At 74.3% G+C, this 15,758-nt stretch carries 14 protein-coding genes; 7 read left to right on the top strand and 7 right to left on the bottom strand.

All coding sequences use genetic code 11. From position 1 onward, the window contains the following. The first annotated feature begins 10 nt into the window (after positions 1-10). Entirely contained in the window at positions 11-1,381 is a 1,371-nt protein-coding gene (locus tag ACIQD7_RS23355; protein ID WP_402443960.1) for an erythromycin esterase family protein, read from the top strand. Between the two features lie 166 nt (positions 1,382-1,547). Next, positions 1,548-2,162, top strand: a complete 615-nt coding sequence (locus ACIQD7_RS23350) for a hypothetical protein (protein ID WP_351973628.1) — start codon at positions 1,548-1,550, stop codon at positions 2,160-2,162. Between the two features lie 78 nt (positions 2,163-2,240). Here ACIQD7_RS23350 and soxR read toward each other — a convergent pair whose 3' ends face one another. Further along, positions 2,241-2,723, bottom strand: coding sequence for a redox-sensitive transcriptional activator SoxR (gene soxR / locus ACIQD7_RS23345; protein ID WP_402443958.1), 483 nt, complete (start codon positions 2,721-2,723; stop codon positions 2,241-2,243). Between the two features lie 145 nt (positions 2,724-2,868). Here soxR and ACIQD7_RS23340 point away from each other — a divergent pair, with 145 nt between their 5' ends. Beyond that, complete coding sequence (locus ACIQD7_RS23340; RefSeq protein ID WP_391166244.1) at positions 2,869-3,330, top strand: MaoC/PaaZ C-terminal domain-containing protein; 462 nt, start codon at positions 2,869-2,871, stop codon at positions 3,328-3,330. Here ACIQD7_RS23340 and ACIQD7_RS23335 read toward each other — a convergent pair. From ACIQD7_RS23335 to ACIQD7_RS23325, 3 genes are all read right to left on the bottom strand, one after another. Further along, positions 3,321-3,947, bottom strand: a complete 627-nt coding sequence (locus ACIQD7_RS23335; protein WP_402443955.1) for a TetR/AcrR family transcriptional regulator — start codon at positions 3,945-3,947, stop codon at positions 3,321-3,323. The genes ACIQD7_RS23340 and ACIQD7_RS23335 overlap by 10 nt on opposite strands. 100 nt (positions 3,948-4,047) lie before the next feature. Beyond that, positions 4,048-4,335: a YiaA/YiaB family inner membrane protein gene (locus ACIQD7_RS23330; RefSeq protein WP_121833444.1), complete on the bottom strand. Its 288-nt coding sequence runs from the start codon at positions 4,333-4,335 to the stop codon at positions 4,048-4,050. A 126-nt stretch (positions 4,336-4,461) separates the two neighbouring features. Next, the gene (locus tag ACIQD7_RS23325; protein ID WP_402443953.1) at positions 4,462-5,613 is read right to left on the bottom strand and encodes an acyl-CoA dehydrogenase family protein; all 1,152 of its coding nucleotides are present in this window, start codon (positions 5,611-5,613) and stop codon (positions 4,462-4,464) included. A gap of 79 nt (positions 5,614-5,692) precedes the next feature. Between ACIQD7_RS23325 and ACIQD7_RS23320 the strand changes: the two genes are divergently transcribed. Both ACIQD7_RS23320 and ACIQD7_RS23315 read left to right on the top strand, forming a co-directional pair. Continuing rightward, complete coding sequence (locus ACIQD7_RS23320) at positions 5,693-6,367, top strand: TetR/AcrR family transcriptional regulator (RefSeq protein ID WP_121833439.1); 675 nt, start codon at positions 5,693-5,695, stop codon at positions 6,365-6,367. A gap of 18 nt (positions 6,368-6,385) precedes the next feature. Further along, a complete protein-coding gene (locus tag ACIQD7_RS23315) occupies positions 6,386-7,081 on the top strand; it encodes an ArsR/SmtB family transcription factor (protein ID WP_402443950.1) in 696 nt (231 codons plus the stop codon). Positions 7,082-7,115: 34 nt separating this feature from the next. Here the strand turns inward: ACIQD7_RS23315 and ACIQD7_RS23310 are convergent, their stop codons facing one another. Continuing rightward, a complete protein-coding gene (locus ACIQD7_RS23310; RefSeq protein WP_402443948.1) occupies positions 7,116-8,027 on the bottom strand; it encodes a hypothetical protein in 912 nt (303 codons plus the stop codon). A 182-nt stretch (positions 8,028-8,209) separates the two neighbouring features. After that, positions 8,210-9,415, bottom strand: coding sequence for a S1 family peptidase (locus ACIQD7_RS23305; protein ID WP_402443947.1), 1,206 nt, complete (start codon positions 9,413-9,415; stop codon positions 8,210-8,212). A 499-nt stretch (positions 9,416-9,914) separates the two neighbouring features. Here ACIQD7_RS23305 and ACIQD7_RS23300 point away from each other — a divergent pair, with 499 nt between their 5' ends. Next, positions 9,915-10,238, top strand: a complete 324-nt coding sequence (locus ACIQD7_RS23300; protein ID WP_161373795.1) for a hypothetical protein — start codon at positions 9,915-9,917, stop codon at positions 10,236-10,238. A 10-nt stretch (positions 10,239-10,248) separates the two neighbouring features. Here ACIQD7_RS23300 and ACIQD7_RS23295 read toward each other — a convergent pair whose 3' ends face one another. Further along, entirely contained in the window at positions 10,249-13,188 is a 2,940-nt protein-coding gene (locus ACIQD7_RS23295) for a LuxR C-terminal-related transcriptional regulator (protein WP_402443945.1), read from the bottom strand. Between the two features lie 1,072 nt (positions 13,189-14,260). Here ACIQD7_RS23295 and ACIQD7_RS23290 point away from each other — a divergent pair. Continuing rightward, positions 14,261-15,745: a S8 family peptidase gene (locus tag ACIQD7_RS23290; RefSeq protein WP_402443943.1), complete on the top strand. Its 1,485-nt coding sequence runs from the start codon at positions 14,261-14,263 to the stop codon at positions 15,743-15,745. The last annotated feature ends 13 nt before the right edge of the window (positions 15,746-15,758 follow it).

The raw sequence follows: 15,758 nt of genomic DNA, 5'->3' as shown, positions 1-15,758 counted from the left end.
CGCTGGTCCCATGCGTACCGTCACCCTTCCTAAGTCCTCCTTACGGCGCCGCCTCTCCGTCGGCGGGCTGCTGCTCGCCGTCTGTCTCGGCGCCCTCGCCCCGGCCCCGGCGGGCGCGGCTCCCCCGGGCGCCGGCGCTCCGGCATCCGTCACCGACCCGGCGCGCGAACTCGCCCGCTCCGCCCACCCCCTGACCGATCTGCGGCCGCTCGACCGGATGATCGGCTCCGCCACGGTCGTCGGCGTCGGCGAGGCCACCCACAGCTCGGCGGAGTTCTTCACCGCCAAGCACCGGATCTTCCAGCACCTGGTGGAGGAGAAGGGGTTCACCACCTTCGCCCTGGAGGCCAACTGGTCCACGGGGCTCCTGATCGACGCGTGGGTGCGCACCGGCCGGGGCGACATCGAGGCGATCATGCGGGACGAGTTCCAGGAGTCGTACCGCCTCTGGAACACGGAGGAGTACCTCGACCTGTTCCGCTGGATGCGGGAGCACAACCGGCTCCACCCCGAACGCCAGGTGCGCTTCATGGGGAACGACCTCGGGTACGCGGGCCCGAACCTGTTCGACGCCGTCACCGCGTACGTCTCCCGCACCCGTCCGGCGCTCCTGCCCCGCTTCCGGGAGCTGTACCGGGAGTCGCGACCCACGGCCGGGGTCGAGGAGTGGATGAAGGGGTACCTGGACCGGCCGCTCGCCGAGCGGCGCCGGATGGCCGGCGACGTGAACCGGGCCCTCGCCCTCCTGGAGCGGCAGCGGCCGGGCCCGGGCGCCGGGGCGCGGGAGGCGCACGCCTGGGCCGTGCAGCACGCGCGCGCGATCGCCCAGGTCGGCACCGAGTACGCGCACGACTTCGCGACGCCCGAGGGGGTCGCGGCGGCCATGCTCCACCGCGACCGGGTCATGGCGGAGAACACCGTGTGGTGGCAGCGCAGGACCGGGCACCGCATCCTGCTCTCCGCGCACAACGGGCACGTGGGGTACGTGACGCCGGAGCCGGACCAGTACCCGCGCCTCCAGGGCGCCTTCCTGCGGGACCTGCTCGGCCGGGACTACGTGAGCGTGGGCGCCTCCTTCGGGCGGGGGTCCTTCCACGCGCACGACACCGGGGCGCCGGGCGAGCCGCTGCGGGTCTTCACCGTCGGCCCGCTCGGGCCGGACAGCGGCGCCCACACCCTGGACCGGGTCGCGTCCGAGCCGTTCTACCTGGACCTGCGGCGGACGACCCCGACGGCCCGCGACTGGCTGGGGACGCCCCGGCAGACGCGGCACATCGGCACCGCCTATCCCTGGCCCGGCGCCGTCGTGCCCCTCCGGCTCTCCGCCTCGTACGACCTCCTGGTCCACTTCCCCCGGGTCTCGGCGGCGCGGCTGCGCTGATCCCCCGCCGCCGGGTCCGGGAGCCACCGGAGGCGACGGTTCCGATCCGCCCCGAGGGCCCCTCCCGCCCCACTGATGGCTGCCATCCGCATTTCGATGGAACACAGAGGGCCTCCCGTTCGTCCCTCTGATACCGCGGAAGGACCAGCGACGGAGGTGGCGGGAGATGGCCGGTTTCCGGAGTCTCGCGAGACAGGTGCGCGATCCGGGGTGCGACACGGCGCTGCGCAGGTACTCCCTGCGCAAGTGCCTGGAGCGGTTCGCCCCGTACGGGCACCGCGCGACCTGGGACCATCTGTGCCGCAGGCACAGGTTCGGGCCCGAGGACCGGGAGCTCGACCCGGGGCGCCTCGTGGCGGCGCTCGACGAACTGGAGGAGGCGCGGGCCGTGTGGCTCGCGTACGAGGAGAGGTTCGCCGCCCGGCGGCGGCGCGAGAAGCACGAGGGGCTGCGCCGGCCCGGCGCGCTCGACGACTGGCACCGGCGGGTCTGGGGCGGCAACGGCGTGGTCCGGTGCGGGGATCCCGAGGTGCATCCGTCGGACCCGCTGCCCGAGGTGCTGCGGCGGCTGATCACGGCCCTGGAGCGCGGCCCGGGCGAGGCGTGTCCGGTGTGCGCGGGGCCCAGGATCGAGTGGGCGGGGCCCGGCGACCGGTACGAGCCGTGGCACGGCCCGGTGTGCGCCGACTGCGGCGTGGGCGTCCCGCGGACGGTGCTCACCTCGGGCGCCCTGGCCCGGGCCCGCGCCGACCGGGGCCGGCGGCTGGCGTCGGCGGCGTGACCCTCCGGGGCGTGGGGGCCGGGAGGCCCCGGAGCGCCCCGTACACCTGCCCGGGCGGCCCCGCTCCCCGTGCGGCCCCTACGCCTCGTCCCCCTCCGGTGCCGGGCGGCGGACCGGGAGGAGGCGGGAGCCCGCCATCCGCTCGCCGAAGACGTCGTCCGGGTTGGACAGGACGCAGGTCTCCAGGGAGAGGCAGCCGCAGCCGATGCAGTCCGTCAGGTGGTCGCGGAGGCGGCCGAGCTGCTGGATGCGCGCGTCGAGTTCGGTGCGCCAGGCCGCCGAGAGGCGGGCCCAGTCCTCGTTGGTGGGCGTGCGCTCCTCGGGGAGCCGGGCGAGCGCCTCGCGGATGGTGGCCAGGGGGATGCCGACCCGCTGCGCGGCACGGACGAAGGCGACCCGGCGGAGGGTGTCGCGGCCGTAGCGGCGCTGGTTCCCGCTGGTGCGGCGGCTGTTGATGAGTCCCTTGGACTCGTAGAAGTGCAGGGCGGAGACGGCGGCCCCGCTGCGGGCGGAGAGCTGGCCGACGGTGAGCTCGTGGATCTTCTCTGGAATCTGCGGCACTCCGCGACCCTACGGGAACCGACCCGCCGTCCGGCCGGGCGTTGACAGCGGACCGTCCGCACCACAAAGCTGAGCAAGCGCTTGGACAGCGCGACCGGCGCGTGCGGGGGCGTCCGGGGAAGGCGTGACGAGAGGGAGCAGGGACATGGCCGAGCCGAGGATCTTCACCTCCGCCGAGGAGCTGCGCGCGGGAGTCGGCGAGCAGCTGGGGCACAGCGACTGGCTGGAGGTCGACCAGAAGCGGATCGACCTCTTCGCGGAGGCCACCGGCGACCACCAGTGGATCCACGTCGACCCGGAGCGCGCGGCCGCAGGGCCGTTCGGCACGACCATCGCGCACGGCTATCTGACGCTGTCGCTGCTGCCGGTGTTCGTGCCGCAGGTCCTCGCGGTCGAGGGCGTGCGGATGGGCATCAACTACGGCACGGAGAAGGTGCGTTTCCCGGCGCCCGTGCCGGTCGGCTCGCGGCTGCGCGCCACGGCCGTCCTGGCGAAGGTCGAGGAGGTGTCCGGCGGCGTGCAGGTGACGGCGGCGGTGACCGTGGAGCGCGAGGGCTCCGAGAAGCCGGTCTGCGTGGCCGAGTCGGTCTCCCGCTACTACTTCTGAGCGCCGACCATCCTGAGGACGAGGTCGGCGTAGAGCGTGCCGACCTCGTCGGGCGTCCGGCGGCCCTGGGTGGTGAACCAGCGCGAGACGTCGATGCAGAGGGACAGCACGGCGACCGTGGTGCCGGGCACGTCGGGGACGTCGAACTCCCCGGCCGCCACGCCCTCGTTGATGATCCGGCGCACGGCCGCGTCGGACTCGCGGCGCAGCTCCACGATCTCGGCGCGGTGCTCGGGACCGAGGGCGTCGAGCTCGTACTGGACGACGCGGGCGGTCGTGTGCCGCTCGGCGTGCCAGCGGACGAAGGAGCGGACGGCGTCGGCGAGCCGCTCGGCCGCCGTGCCCCCGCCGTCGGCGGCGGCCCGCAGGATCTCCAGGGCCCTGTCGTGACCGATCCGGCTGATCCGGTGGAGCAGCTCTTCCTTGGTCTTGTAGTGGATGTAGAGCGCGGCCGGGCTCATCCCGGCGCGGCCGGCGATGTCCCGGGTGGTGGTGGCGTGGTAGCCGCGCTCGGCGAACGCCTCGACGGCGGCCACCAGCAGCCGCCGTGCCGCCTCGGGCGTGACCTCGCCCCAGGGCACGTCCTCGCCCCCGGGGGTCTCCTCCGCCGCGCTCATCCCACACTCCTCTTCGGTCCCCGTCAGCACGGACACCATACAACGAGGGTGAGCAAGCGCTTAGATCCACCGGAGGCGGCGGACGGGTCCGGCCCCGGGTTCAGAGCTTCTGGAAGGGGTCGTGCTCGGCGAGGAGCTTCTCCAGGCGGGCCTGGTCCACGCGGCTGACGATCTGGCCGGCCTCCTGGCGGTCGCGGACGACCTTGGCCAGGGTGAAGGCCGAGGTCGTGAGGTAGAGGACCGAGACGGCGAGGAAGGCGCGCACCCAGGCGCTGGCGTCGAGCTGATAGACGCCGATGGCCACGGCCGCGATCGCGATCCCGAAGGAGATGACGGCCTGCATGTAGTAGGCGGCGGTGTTCTGCTGCTTGACCGGTGTGTCGCTCATGCCCGACAGCATCGGACGGATGTGGCCCCCGCCACATCCGTCCGCGTACTCATTCCCCGTACTCAGGGCCCCGGGCTCGGGGACTCGGGCCCAGGGAATCGGACCCAGGGGCCCGGGCTCAGGGGCTCAGAAGGCCGAGATGCCGGTGAGCGCCCGGCCGATGATGAGCTTCTGGATCTGGCTGGTGCCCTCGTACAGGGTCATGACGCGGGCGTCGCGGACCAGCTTGCCGACCGGGTACTCGTCGATGTAGCCGTAGCCGCCGAAGACCTGGAGGGCGTTGTTGGCGGCGCGGACGGCGGCCTCGGAGGCGAACAGCTTCGCCCGGGAGGCGGCGGTGGCGAAGTCCAGGCCGCGGTCGATCAGGTCGGCGACCCGCCAGGTGAGCAGCCGGGCGGCCTCCACGTCGACGGAGATGTCGCTGATCAGCTCCTGCACCAGCTGGTACGAGGCGATCGGCTTTCCGAACTGCTCGCGCTCCCCGGCGTACCGCAGGGCCGCGTCGAGGGCGGCCTGCGCGATCCCGACGCAGCCGGCGGCGACCGACATGCGCCCCTTGGCGAGGGCGGACATGGCGACGGCGAAGCCCTTGCCCTCGGGGCCGAGCATCGCGGCGGCCGGGACGCGGACGCCCTCCAGGACCAGTTCGGCGGTGGCCTGGCCGCGCAGGCCGAGCTTGCCGTGGACGGGACGGCGGGTGAGGCCGGGGGCGTCGGCGGGGACGAGGAAGGCGGAGACGCCCCTGTGGCCGGGGGTGTCGTTCGTGCGGGCGAAGAGCAGCACGACGTCGGCCCAGGTGCCGTTGGTGATGAACATCTTGGTGCCGTCGACGACGTAGTCGTCGCCGTCCCGGACGGCCCGGGTGGCCAGGTTCCCGGCGTCGGAGCCGGTGCCGGGCTCGGTGAGGCCGAAGCAGCCGAGCGCCTCGCCGGAGGCGAGCCGGGGCAGCCACGCCCGCTTCTGCTCCTCGCTCCCCCAGGAGGCGATCGTCTTGGCGACCAGGCCCAGGGAGACGGAGACGATGCCGCGCACGGAGGAGTCGCCGCGCCCCAGCTCCTCGGTCACCAGGCAGTACGCGAGGTGGTCGCCGCCCGAACCGCCGTACTCCTCGGGGATCGTCAGGCCGAGGAAGCCGACGGCGCCGAGCTTCTTCACGATCCCCCGGTCCACCTCCTCAGCGCGGTCCCACGCGGTGGCGTGCGGGGTCACCTCCCGGGCGACGAAGTCCTCGGCGAGCCGCCGTACGGCCTCCTGCTCCTCGCTCAGCGCCAGATCCACCGTGCCACCTCACCCGTCCGACCGCGGTCGCTTTAATTACCACTGCTAGTTTTCGAAGCGCAGGCCTACTATGTGCGCCATGGCCCGACCGCGCAAGCCCCTGCTCAGCCGAGACCGCATCGTCGAGACGGCGGGCGCGCTGGTCGACGCGGAGGGCCTCGCCGCGCTCTCCACCCGCAGGCTCGCGGCCGAACTCGGGGTGAGCGGGCCCTCGCTCTACAACCACTTCCGCACCAAGGACGAGATCCTCGACGCGGTCGCGGACGCGGTGAGCGCCAAGATCGACCTGTCGATGTTCGCGGCGGACGACCCCCGTGACTGGCGGACGGCGCTGCACGACTGGGCGGTCTCCTACCGGGCCGCCCTCGCCGACCACCCGCACATCGTCCCGGTCCTCGCCCAGGGGCCCGGCCGCCGCCCGGCCGGGCTGCGGGTCGCGGACGCCGTCTTCGGCGCGATGGTCCGCGCGGGCTGGCCCCCGGCCCAGGCGACGTACATCGGTGCCCTGATGCGGTACTTCGTCACCGGCTCCGCCCTCGGCTCCTTCGCCCGCGGCTTCGTCGACGACGAGACGGCCTACGACCCCGCCGCGTACCCCCACCTCGGGCAGGCCCACCTGCTCGCGGAGCGCCGCCGGCAGGTCGACGAGGGCGCCTTCGAGACGGGCCTGCGGGCGCTCCTCGACGGCCTCGCCGGACAGTACGCGTCCCGGGTGGCCGGCTCCCGTGACGCTTCGGCCGCCGCCGAAGGGTGAGTGCGGCAACCTGGGGGCATGGCAGCCAGTGACCTCGCCGCGTTCGCGGCGCTCTTCGCGGACGAGAGCCGCGCCGCTTTCCTGCTCGCCCTGCTCGACGGGCGGGCCTGGACCGCCGGGGAACTCGCCCGGCACGCCGGGGTGGCGCCGTCCACCGCGAGCGAGCACCTCGGGAAGCTGGTCGGGGGCGGGCTGCTCGCGGAGGAACGGCAGGGCAGGCACCGGTACGTGCGGCTCGCCGGTCCCGGGATCGCGCACCTGGTCGAGGAGCTGGCCGCCCGGTCCGGTCCGGCGGTGCCCGCGCGGCCCCGCTCGCTGCGGGAGGCGAGTGCCGGGGAGGCGATGGCCCGCGGCCGGACCTGCTACGACCACCTCGCCGGGCGGCTCGGCATCGCGATCACCGAGGCGTTGACGGCGCGGGGACTGCTGCGCCAGGACGCCGGGTTCGCGCTCACGGACCGGGGCCTGGCGTGGTTCGGCGAGCAGGGCATCGCCCTCGTACGGAAGGGGCGGCGGCCCGTCGCGCGCGGCTGCCTCGACTGGACCGAGCGCCGGCCGCACCTGGCGGGGGTCGCGGGTGCCGCGCTCTGCCGCCACGCGCTCGACGCCGGATGGTGCGTGCGCATCGGGTCCGGGCGGGCCGTGAAGGTGACCCCGGCGGGCGAGGACGCGCTGCGGGCGTGCCTGGGGATCGCGCCGGGGGCGCTGCGGTGACGGTCCCGGCCGCCGCGCGGGGTTCCGCCGGACCTCAGTCCGCCCACTGCCACTCGACGCCGTACGCGCCCGGCGGGCACTTCATGGGCAGCAGGTGCGCCGTGTGGGAGGCGTCCAGGGGCGCGAGCTGCCGGTTCCGGGGCTCGGCGCCGAGCCGCGCGCGGTAGTAGTGCCAACATGTCGACGGCACCGCCGAGGGGTGGAAGCGGACCTGGAGCAGATAGGTCCGCAGGGGCGTGGTGACGCGGCGTTCGTAGTGGTGGGAGACGCCCGCGGTGGCGGTGGAGCGGAGCGTGTACTCGACGACGGCGGTCTCGTTCCTGGCCAGTCGGCGGCCGAGCGGGATCTCGGCGACCACGCAGTTCGGCTCCGGCTGCGACCGGACGGCCGGGGGCGGCCCGTGGGGGACGGTGAGGTCGACCGAGGCGGCCTCCGCCGAGTCCAGGGTGTGCATGACCGTCAGGTGCCGCGCGTCGTCGCGGACGGCCCTGACCGCGACGGTGACGCGGATCTCGTCGATGAGCCGGCGCTCGTTCACGCGCACCGCCTCGTGGACGACCAGGCGCCGCAGACCGGCGTTGAAGTGCGGAAAGGTGTCGCCGAGGACCTTTTCGAGGTCGGAGCCCTCGCCGTAGACGCCGCGGACGGCGGCCGGGTCGTGCTGCGGGACCCAGCCGCGCGGCCGGCGCCTGAGCAGTGAGCGCAGGGCGCCGCGCGGAAGCCCGAGGAAGGGCTCCAGGGCGTCGACGGCGCGCAGGGACTGGGGCCTCTCGGGCAGGCTGCGGCCGCTCTGCCAGTAGCTGAGGGTGGCGAGGCTGAGGGTGATCCCGCAGGACTCCAGGTGGTCGCGCACGCGGTCCAGCGGCAGGCCCCGCCGCCGCAGGGCCTCTCTGAGCACGGCCGCGAACATCGCGTCCGTGCCGTCGTCGTGGGGGGTGTTCGGCATGGCGTCTTCCAGCGGGCGGGGACGGCGGACGGGACGGCGGACGGGGACCGCGGGCAGGGACGGCGGACGGGGGCGGTGGGTGGGGACGGTGGGCGGGACGCGGGGCTCCGTCGGCGCGCGACCGGGGGGCCGCTCGCCTGATTTCGCGAGCGACCCCCCGGCCGGTCATGTCACGGACCCGTTCAGTTGGTGTTGAGCGTCAGCCCGTAGTAGCGCAGGGCGTCGTCGAGCGGCTGGAAGTGCGAGGTGCCGCGGGAGTTGACCCCGCCGGTGCACTTCTGGCCGATCGGGCCGCCCGAGGTCATGCCCTGGGCCTGGTTCCCGGAGATGTACGCGCCGCCGCTGTCGCCGCCCTCGGTGCAGACGCTGGAGGTGGCCAGGCCGGTGACGACCGTGTCGGGGCCGCCGTTCAGGTCCTTGTAAGTGACGGTGTTGTTGTAGGAGCCGATCGTGCCGCAGGTCCAGCCGGTGGTGGCGCCGGACTTGCAGATCGCCGCGCCGGACGAGGCGCGGCTGCCGCCCTTGACGGCGACCGTGCTGGTGCTGCCCTGGCCCCAGGTGCCGACGCTGGTGACGATCGAGTGACCGGAGTTGACGGTCAGGATGCCCATGTCGACGCTGCGGGTGCCGAGCGCGTAACGGGTCTTGTAGCCCTGGGCGAAGGCCGTCCCGTCGTAGCGCAGGGTGTTGGTGACGCAGTGCCCGGCGGTCACCAGGTACTGCTTGCCGGAGCTGTCGCGGGCGCCGTAGCCGACGGAACAGTAGTTGCTGGTGTTGTTGAACGTCATCTTGCTGCCGGGGTAGATCGCGGCCTGGGCCGCGAACTCCTGCTGGCCCCGCACGATCTCGACGGCGGAGCCGTGCTTCGCGGCCGCGGCGAGGAACGCCCTGGCGGCGGCGCCCCGCTCGTTGTTGACCTTGACGGTCACCTTGTCGGAGGCCAGGTCCACGGACCATCCGACGACTCCGGAGGGGACCTTCTTCGCCGCGAGGGCGTCCAGTTCGGCCTTGATCCCGTCGAGCGCGGCCTGGCCGCGGGCGGGCACCCGGGCGGCGAGGCCGGCCTTCTCGATCCTGGTCGCCTCGGCCCTGCCGCCGGCGTTGACGGTCAGCGTGCCGGAGGCGTCGAAGAAGGCGCCGTCGCCGGCCGTCCCGCTCTTCCTCAGCTCGGCGAGCCTGGCCTGCTGGGCGTCCTGGCGGTCGAGGCGGTCGACCGCGGCCTTCTCGCTCACGCCGAGCGAAGCGGCCAACGCCCGTACCATCTCGGGCTGGTAGCGGGGGGTGGACTCCGTGTCCTGCGCCTGTGCCAGGGTCTGGGTGCCCAGGACCGCCGAGGCCGAGAGCACGATGCCCATCGCGGCCAGGCGGTACTTACGAGAGTTGCGCACGTTGATTCCTTCCGGACGACAGCCAGGAACCCGATGGGGGGTTTATCGCCGGAATGCGCCAACAACGCACCGACGAAAGGCGGTTCCTGTCTGACGGGGAGTCGGGGACTCGCCGCGACCCGAACTATCGCCCAGCGGTCGAATGAATTTCAAGACGCGTGCGGCGGGGAGTTTTCAACAGAAATAACGGCTTCTCTGTTGAACGGGGAAACGGGAACCGGGCGGTCTTTTCCGAGGAATGTGCGTGCGGTCGCAGGGGTGCGGAAGAGGTCGGTTCACTCGCCCCCGTGGCGCGCGGCGCCGTGGGGTGGGGATACGTATAGGTGATTGACCGTTTCCGGATATTCAGGGCTCGGCCGGGTTCGTAGGGTGGTGCGATCGGATCGGCGGTCGAGCGGACACGAAGGGGCGCGGCCGTGAGGGCGCGCGGCCCGCCGGGTGAATCCACCGCGGTCCGCGCCGACAGCGCGGGAAAGCGCAGAACCGAGGAGACGGCGTCATGACCAAGGTCTATTTCCAGGTCAATGTCCCCATAAGGAGCTCCGTGCAGCCCGGGCGGTACGGGCTGCACGTCCTCACCGGGCCGGCCGACAGCTGGTCGGAGGCCCTCCGCATCGCGCGCGAGACCTGCGACACGGCGGCCGCCGCGCAGCGGGCGGGCTTCCCGATCCCCCGTCGGCGTCCGGACGGCTGGGGAGCGCGGGGGCTGCGGCCCGGCTGGGTGTTCGACTGGCCGGCCGCGACCGTGGACGCCTGGGAGCACGACGGGATGTTCCGGACCGGCGGGTCTTCCCCGTTCCGGCGGGACGGGTACGCCTGGTAGGGGGCGCTCCCTAGGGGGTGCTCCCCAGGCGGTGGGTGAGGTCGCGGCGGGAGAGCGCCCCGGTCTTGCGCATGGCGCGGGCGATGTGCTGCTCCACCGTCCGGGGCGAGAGGTGCAGGGTCGTGGCGATCTCCCGGTTGGTCAGACCGGAAACCGCGAGCTGGGCCACCTCCGCCTCCCGGGGCGACAGCTCGTCGGCGTGCGAGGGGCGGCCGGGAGGACGGCCCTTCTTCACCGGCTGACGCGTGCGCAGCAGGGCCCTGGCCCGTGCCGCGTCCCAGACGGCACCCAGTTCGGTGAAGCCCCGGGCACAGGTCTCCAGCTCGGCGACCGCCGAGAGGGGGGAGGAGGGGGTGGACGCCGGGTCGGTCGGGGCGGTGGAGGGACCGGACACAGGGACCGCCGCCACGCCGGAGGGACGGCCGGGCGCCGAGTCCGCCGAGTCCACCGACGCGGTGGTGTCCCCGGTCCTCGCGCCCGGACCGGCACCCGCTGCGGTGTCCGCCGCCGCGCCGGAGGGACGACCGGACGCCGGGGCCGCCGCCGCGCCGGTGCCGCCGGTTTCCGTGGCCGGGTCGGTGTCCGCCGCGAGTACGCAGCGGGCGGCGCCCTCCAGGGCCAGGGCCCGGGCGTAGGGGCGGGGCATCGCCGCGTAGACCGCCGCGGTCTCCCGGTACAGCTCGGCCGCCCGCAGCAGTCCGGCCCGCCGCTCCCGGTCCTGGGCCCGGTCCTGGGCCTCCGCCTCGGCGAGTACGGCCCTGCTCCACACCAGCGCGGCCCGGGCGGCGGGCGCGTCGAGCCGGCCGAGGCCCCGGGAGAAGTCCCGGATCACGGCGCGGGCCCCGGCCCCGTCCCCCGCGCGGGCCAGCGCCTCCACGGCCCACGGCGCGAGTTCCGCGGCCCACGGCCACACCCCCTTCCCGGCGACCGCCGCCCAGGCGGCGCGTGCCTGGGCAGCCGCGGCCTCCACCTCCTGGCGGGCCAGGGCGAGGCGGATCACGGCCCCGGCCGTCGTCGCGGCCAGGGGCACGGGCAGCTCCTCGGTGCCGATCGTGCCCCGCTGGGACAGCCAGGAGGCCGCCTCACCCCAGTCCCCCCGGGCGAGGGCGAGCAGGCCCCGCACGACGTAGGCGTCGGAGGCGATGAACGGCATGTCGGCGGTCGCGGCGACGAACTCCTCGCACCGCTCGGCGAGCCCCGTCCACCGCCCGGTCCACCAGTCGCGGAGCAGCCGCGTGCCCAGCGCGTTGTACTCGATGTAGGGCGCGCCGCTCCGCGCGGACAGCTCGCCCCCGGCCGTCAGCAGGTCCTCCGCCCGCTCGTAGAAGCCGAGCCAGACCGCGAAGTCCGCGGCGTTGCACAGACCGCGCGCCGCCTGCCGGGCGCACGCGGGGTCGGTGTCCTTCGCGGGCAGCTCCTTCACCAGTTCCCACGCCTCCGGCTCGGCGCAGCTCATGGCGAGTCCCGTCCGTCCGGCCAGGACCGCCGTGCGCATGGGCTCGTCCCCGCTGGCGTCCGCCGCGACGGTGGCCTCGGCCAGCCAGCCCCGGTGGACGTCGAGGGTGCTGCCCGGCCAGTAGGGGCTGGAGAGGGCCGTCATGGCGCGCGCGGCCAGGCCGGGCCGGACCTCGCGCAGTTCGGCGGCGGCGGTCTCCAGGACCCGCCACCCCTCGGGGAACCGGCCCATCTGGTTGCACAGCATCAGTCCGAGGTCGAGCCGCAGCTCTCCGCGCACGGCCGGGGGGAGGTCCGCGTCCCGCACGATCTGCGCGAGGACCTCCACGGTCTGGTCCGAGCGCAGTCCGGTCACCGCGCTGCGGGCGAGGAGCGGTGCGAGGCGGGCCCGGCTCCTCGGGGGCAGGCCGGGCGTGGCCAGCGTCCGTTCGAGGAGGGTGACGGCCTCCTGGTGCCGGCCGGACTCCGCGGCGGACCCGGCCGCCTTCTCCACCGCCCTGAGCCATCCGCGGGTCTCGCCGGCCGCCCTGTGATGCTCGGCCACCTCGGCCCAGGGCACGGGCTGCCTGCGGCTCAGTACGCCCGCCGCCCGCTCGTGCAGGTCCTGGCGGACGGGTCCGGGCACGGCGGCCCGTACGGCCCGTGCGGCCAGCGGGACGGCGAAGCCGTAGCGGCCCTCGGCGGGCTCGGCCAGGGCGGCTCCCTCCAGGGCCCGCAGCAGCGCGTCGTTCCCGGCGGCGGCTCCGAGTCCCGACACCGCGATCAGCTCGTCGCGGCCGACGGGTCCGGCGAGGACGGCGGCCGCCCAGACCACCGGCCGGTGCGCCGGGGACAGCGCGTGCGTACGGCTCAGCGCCAGCTCCGCGAGCCGGGCGGGCACGTCGGCCGCCTCCACCTCGGCAGCCGTGCCGGTGAAGGCCGGACGCTGTTCGCCCAGTACGGCGAGGAGGTCGACGACCACCCGGGGGACCCCGCCGGTGAGCTCGCGCAGCCTGCGCACGGCCTCGGCCGTGCAGTCCTCGCCCAGCACCTCCGCGGCGGCCCGGCGGACGCGTTCCTCGTCCCAGGGCGCGAGGCGGTGCCGGAGCACCGTCAGCCGGGAGGGGTACGTCACGGGCGGGGCGCCGAGCGGCAGGCCGGACGCGGGGAGCTCCTCGGGGCGGCAGGTCACGGCGGCGGCCGAGCCCGGCCCCAGGCCTTCGAGGACCCGGCGCAGCCGCCGCAGTTCGTCCCCGTCCGCCCGGTGGACGTCGTCCACCAGCCACAGGGCCGGGCCCCGCCGGTGCTCGTCCTCGTCCGGCGGTCCGCCGTCGGCTCCGCACCGCCACCACACGCGGGCCGCGTCCGCCGTCCCCGGCAGGTCGGCCAGTTCCCGGAGCAGGTGGGTCTTGCCCTCTCCCGCGGCGCCTTCGACGAAGAGCAGCACCGGTTCGGCGCGCTCGTCGGCGAGGGCGCGCGCCAGGGGCCGCAGGGCCGAACCACGCGTCTCGATCACGCCGACCTCCTCGCTCTCCTTCTTCCGGGAGTTCTTCCGGGAGCTCTTCCGGATCACCGTTCCGCGCGGGTCGATTCCCGCACCGTACCAAGACGGCGACGCGGGAACACAGATACGGAACGGTATTTTCCCCGTTCCTCTCCGTGAATTCCCCGGAGGCCGCACGGGTCGAATCGAAGGCGGCGGACGGCACGGATCGCGTGAGGAGACGCGCGCATTCCCGCCTTCTCCCCGGCATTCGGCGGCACGGGTGCCCGGGCGCGCGGAAGAGCTTTCGGCGGGAAGGCGCACCGCGGAGCGCATCCTGCCGACCGCCGAAAAGCAGGGCGCGGTGCCATCCGGCCGGGACTGCCCGAAAGCGGTGCGCACAGCTCGTTCCGCACGCCCTTGCACGTGCCGGCCGACCGAGGCCGGACGGATCCCGTACGGCTGCCGCACGACTCCGCGAGTCCGGTCGGCCGGGCCCCGAAGCTACGACTCCGCTTCGCTCCCGAACATCCGGAGCACCGGTTCCACGGATACGCAATCAACCTTCCGGGGGCGGTACGGGGACACGCCGGCGCCCCTCACCGCCCTGCCGGACCCCTCCCGCCGGAGTCCGTTCGGGCGCGGGAGGCCGTGCGGCGTTCGCCCGCCTCGCCGGGGGACGCCTTCCGCGCGGCGACCGCCCCGCCGAAGGGATTCCGCCCTTCACCGGCTCGCGAACGAATCCTTCCGGTTTCGCCGCGATTCCGACGAAACCGCAGGGCGGTGGACGGCGCTCGAAATAAATAGGTGTCCGTATATGGGGGCTCCGGATGGTCGCCCGGAGCCCCCCGTTCGTAGGTTTCCGCTCACCGGTCGATCACTCGCCACCCACTGGCGATCGGCCGCATCACGAGGGGCCACGGGCGTACCCGGCCCCGCCGCCCTTCGTGCGCACCGCTGCCGACCCCCCACCGAAGAACGGACGGCATCCGGAAAGCAGGAACCGGACCCACGGACGCGCTCGCGCGTCCGTGGGTCCCAACCCCCTGTTTGTCCCCCTCCGTGACGGCGGACCAGCCGCCCGATCGGACCGAAAGGAACCACAGTGCGCGGTTTTACCCCCCTCCGAATATCCCTCGCGGTCGCGACCGCCGCCGCGGTGATGGGCACCGGCGTCGCCTTCGCCGGCGGCTCCTCCGACACCGCCCGCCCCGCCGAGACGACCCGCCCCGCCGCCCCCGGCCGGGCCGCCGCCCCCGCGGCCACCGACGTCACGGGCGCCACCGAGCTCGTCCAGGGCCTCATCGTCGGCTACAAGTCCCGTGCGGAAGAGGCCGGTTCGAACACGGCCGTCGCGAAGGACGCCCGGGCCAAGGCCGACAAGGCCGGCGAGCCGGCCTCCTTCGAGCGCCGCCTCGGCACGGGCGCCGCCCTGGTCGACCTGCCCGAGGCCGACGAGGCCCAGGACGCGCAGAAGGTCGCGGCGGTCTTCCTGGCCGACCCGGACGTCGCCTACGTCGTCCCCGACCGCCGGGTGCACGCCACCGCGGTCGACCCCGCCGAGTACTCCTACCAGTGGGACCTGTACGAGTCCACGGCCGGCATGAACGTTCCCTCGGCCTGGAAGCGGGCCACCGGCAAGGGCGTCACCGTGGCGGTCCTCGACACCGGCATCACCCGGCACACCGAGCTGAACTCCAAGGTGCTCCCCGGGTACGACTTCATCTCGAACACCTGGACCGCCAACGACGGAGGAGGCCGCGACGACGACCCCTCCGACGCCGGTGACTGGCTGAAGAAGGGGGAGTGCGGCAAGGACGAGTACGGCAACCCCGTTCCCTCCGGCGACCGGAACAGCTCCTGGCACGGCACCCACGTCGCCGGCACGATCGCGGCCGCGGCCAACGGGTCCGGTGTGGTCGGCGTGGCCCACGAGGCGAGCATCCTGCCGGTCCGCGTCCTGGGCAGGTGCGGCGGATCGACCTCCGACATCATCGACGCCATCACCTGGGCGTCGGGCGGAACCGTGAGCGGCGTGCCCGCCAACAAGAACCGCGCCGCGGTCATCAACATGAGCCTGGGCGGCGAGTTCGCCTGCGACCAGGCCTACAACGCCGCGCTCAAGGGTGCCGCGGACCGGGGCACCACCGTCGTCGTGTCGGCGGGCAACGACAACGCGGACGCCGCCTCGTACAGCCCGGCCGGCTGCGCCGACGTGGTCACCGTCGCCGCCTCCGACCGGGAGGGCAACCGCGCCGTCTACTCCAACTACGGCAAGGCCGTCGACGTCACCGCCCCCGGCGGCGAGACCGGCGTGCGCGCCGCGGACGGCATCTGGTCCACGCTCAACAAGGGCACCAAGTCCCCGGGCGACGCGAGCTACGCCTCCTACCAGGGGACCAGCATGGCCGCTCCGCACATCGCGGGTCTGGCCGCCCTGCTGAAACAGAAGGACCCCTCCCTCACCCCGGCCCGGATCGAGCAGACCATCAAGGACAACACGCGCGCCCTGCCTGGCACCTGCTCCGGCGGCTGCGGCGCCGGTCTCTCCGACGCGGACAAGACCCTGGCCGCCGTCACCGGCGGCTGACCCCGGCCCCGTA

The sequence above is a fragment of the Streptomyces sp. NPDC093071 genome, from assembly GCF_044754545.1.
In the GTDB taxonomy this organism is placed as follows: domain Bacteria; phylum Actinomycetota; class Actinomycetes; order Streptomycetales; family Streptomycetaceae; genus Streptomyces.
Note: the sequence above shows the minus strand (reverse complement) of the source record. Positions and strands in the feature narration are given on the sequence as shown.

Excerpts from the sequence above, each read along its gene's own strand:
- ACIQD7_RS23355 (WP_402443960.1), top strand. The coding sequence starts at position 11 with ATGCGTACCGTCACCCTTCCTAAGTCCTCCTTACGGCGCCGCCTCTCC.
- ACIQD7_RS23350 (WP_351973628.1), top strand. The coding sequence starts at position 1,548 with ATGGCCGGTTTCCGGAGTCTCGCGAGACAGGTGCGCGATCCGGGGTGC.
- ACIQD7_RS23340 (WP_391166244.1), top strand. The coding sequence starts at position 2,869 with ATGGCCGAGCCGAGGATCTTCACCTCCGCCGAGGAGCTGCGCGCGGGA.
- ACIQD7_RS23335 (WP_402443955.1), bottom strand. The coding sequence starts at position 3,947 with ATGAGCGCGGCGGAGGAGACCCCCGGGGGCGAGGACGTGCCCTGGGGC.
- ACIQD7_RS23330 (WP_121833444.1), bottom strand. The coding sequence starts at position 4,335 with ATGAGCGACACACCGGTCAAGCAGCAGAACACCGCCGCCTACTACATG.
- ACIQD7_RS23320 (WP_121833439.1), top strand. The coding sequence starts at position 5,693 with ATGGCCCGACCGCGCAAGCCCCTGCTCAGCCGAGACCGCATCGTCGAG.
- ACIQD7_RS23315 (WP_402443950.1), top strand. The coding sequence starts at position 6,386 with ATGGCAGCCAGTGACCTCGCCGCGTTCGCGGCGCTCTTCGCGGACGAG.
- ACIQD7_RS23310 (WP_402443948.1), bottom strand. The coding sequence starts at position 8,027 with ATGCCGAACACCCCCCACGACGACGGCACGGACGCGATGTTCGCGGCC.
- ACIQD7_RS23300 (WP_161373795.1), top strand. The coding sequence starts at position 9,915 with ATGACCAAGGTCTATTTCCAGGTCAATGTCCCCATAAGGAGCTCCGTG.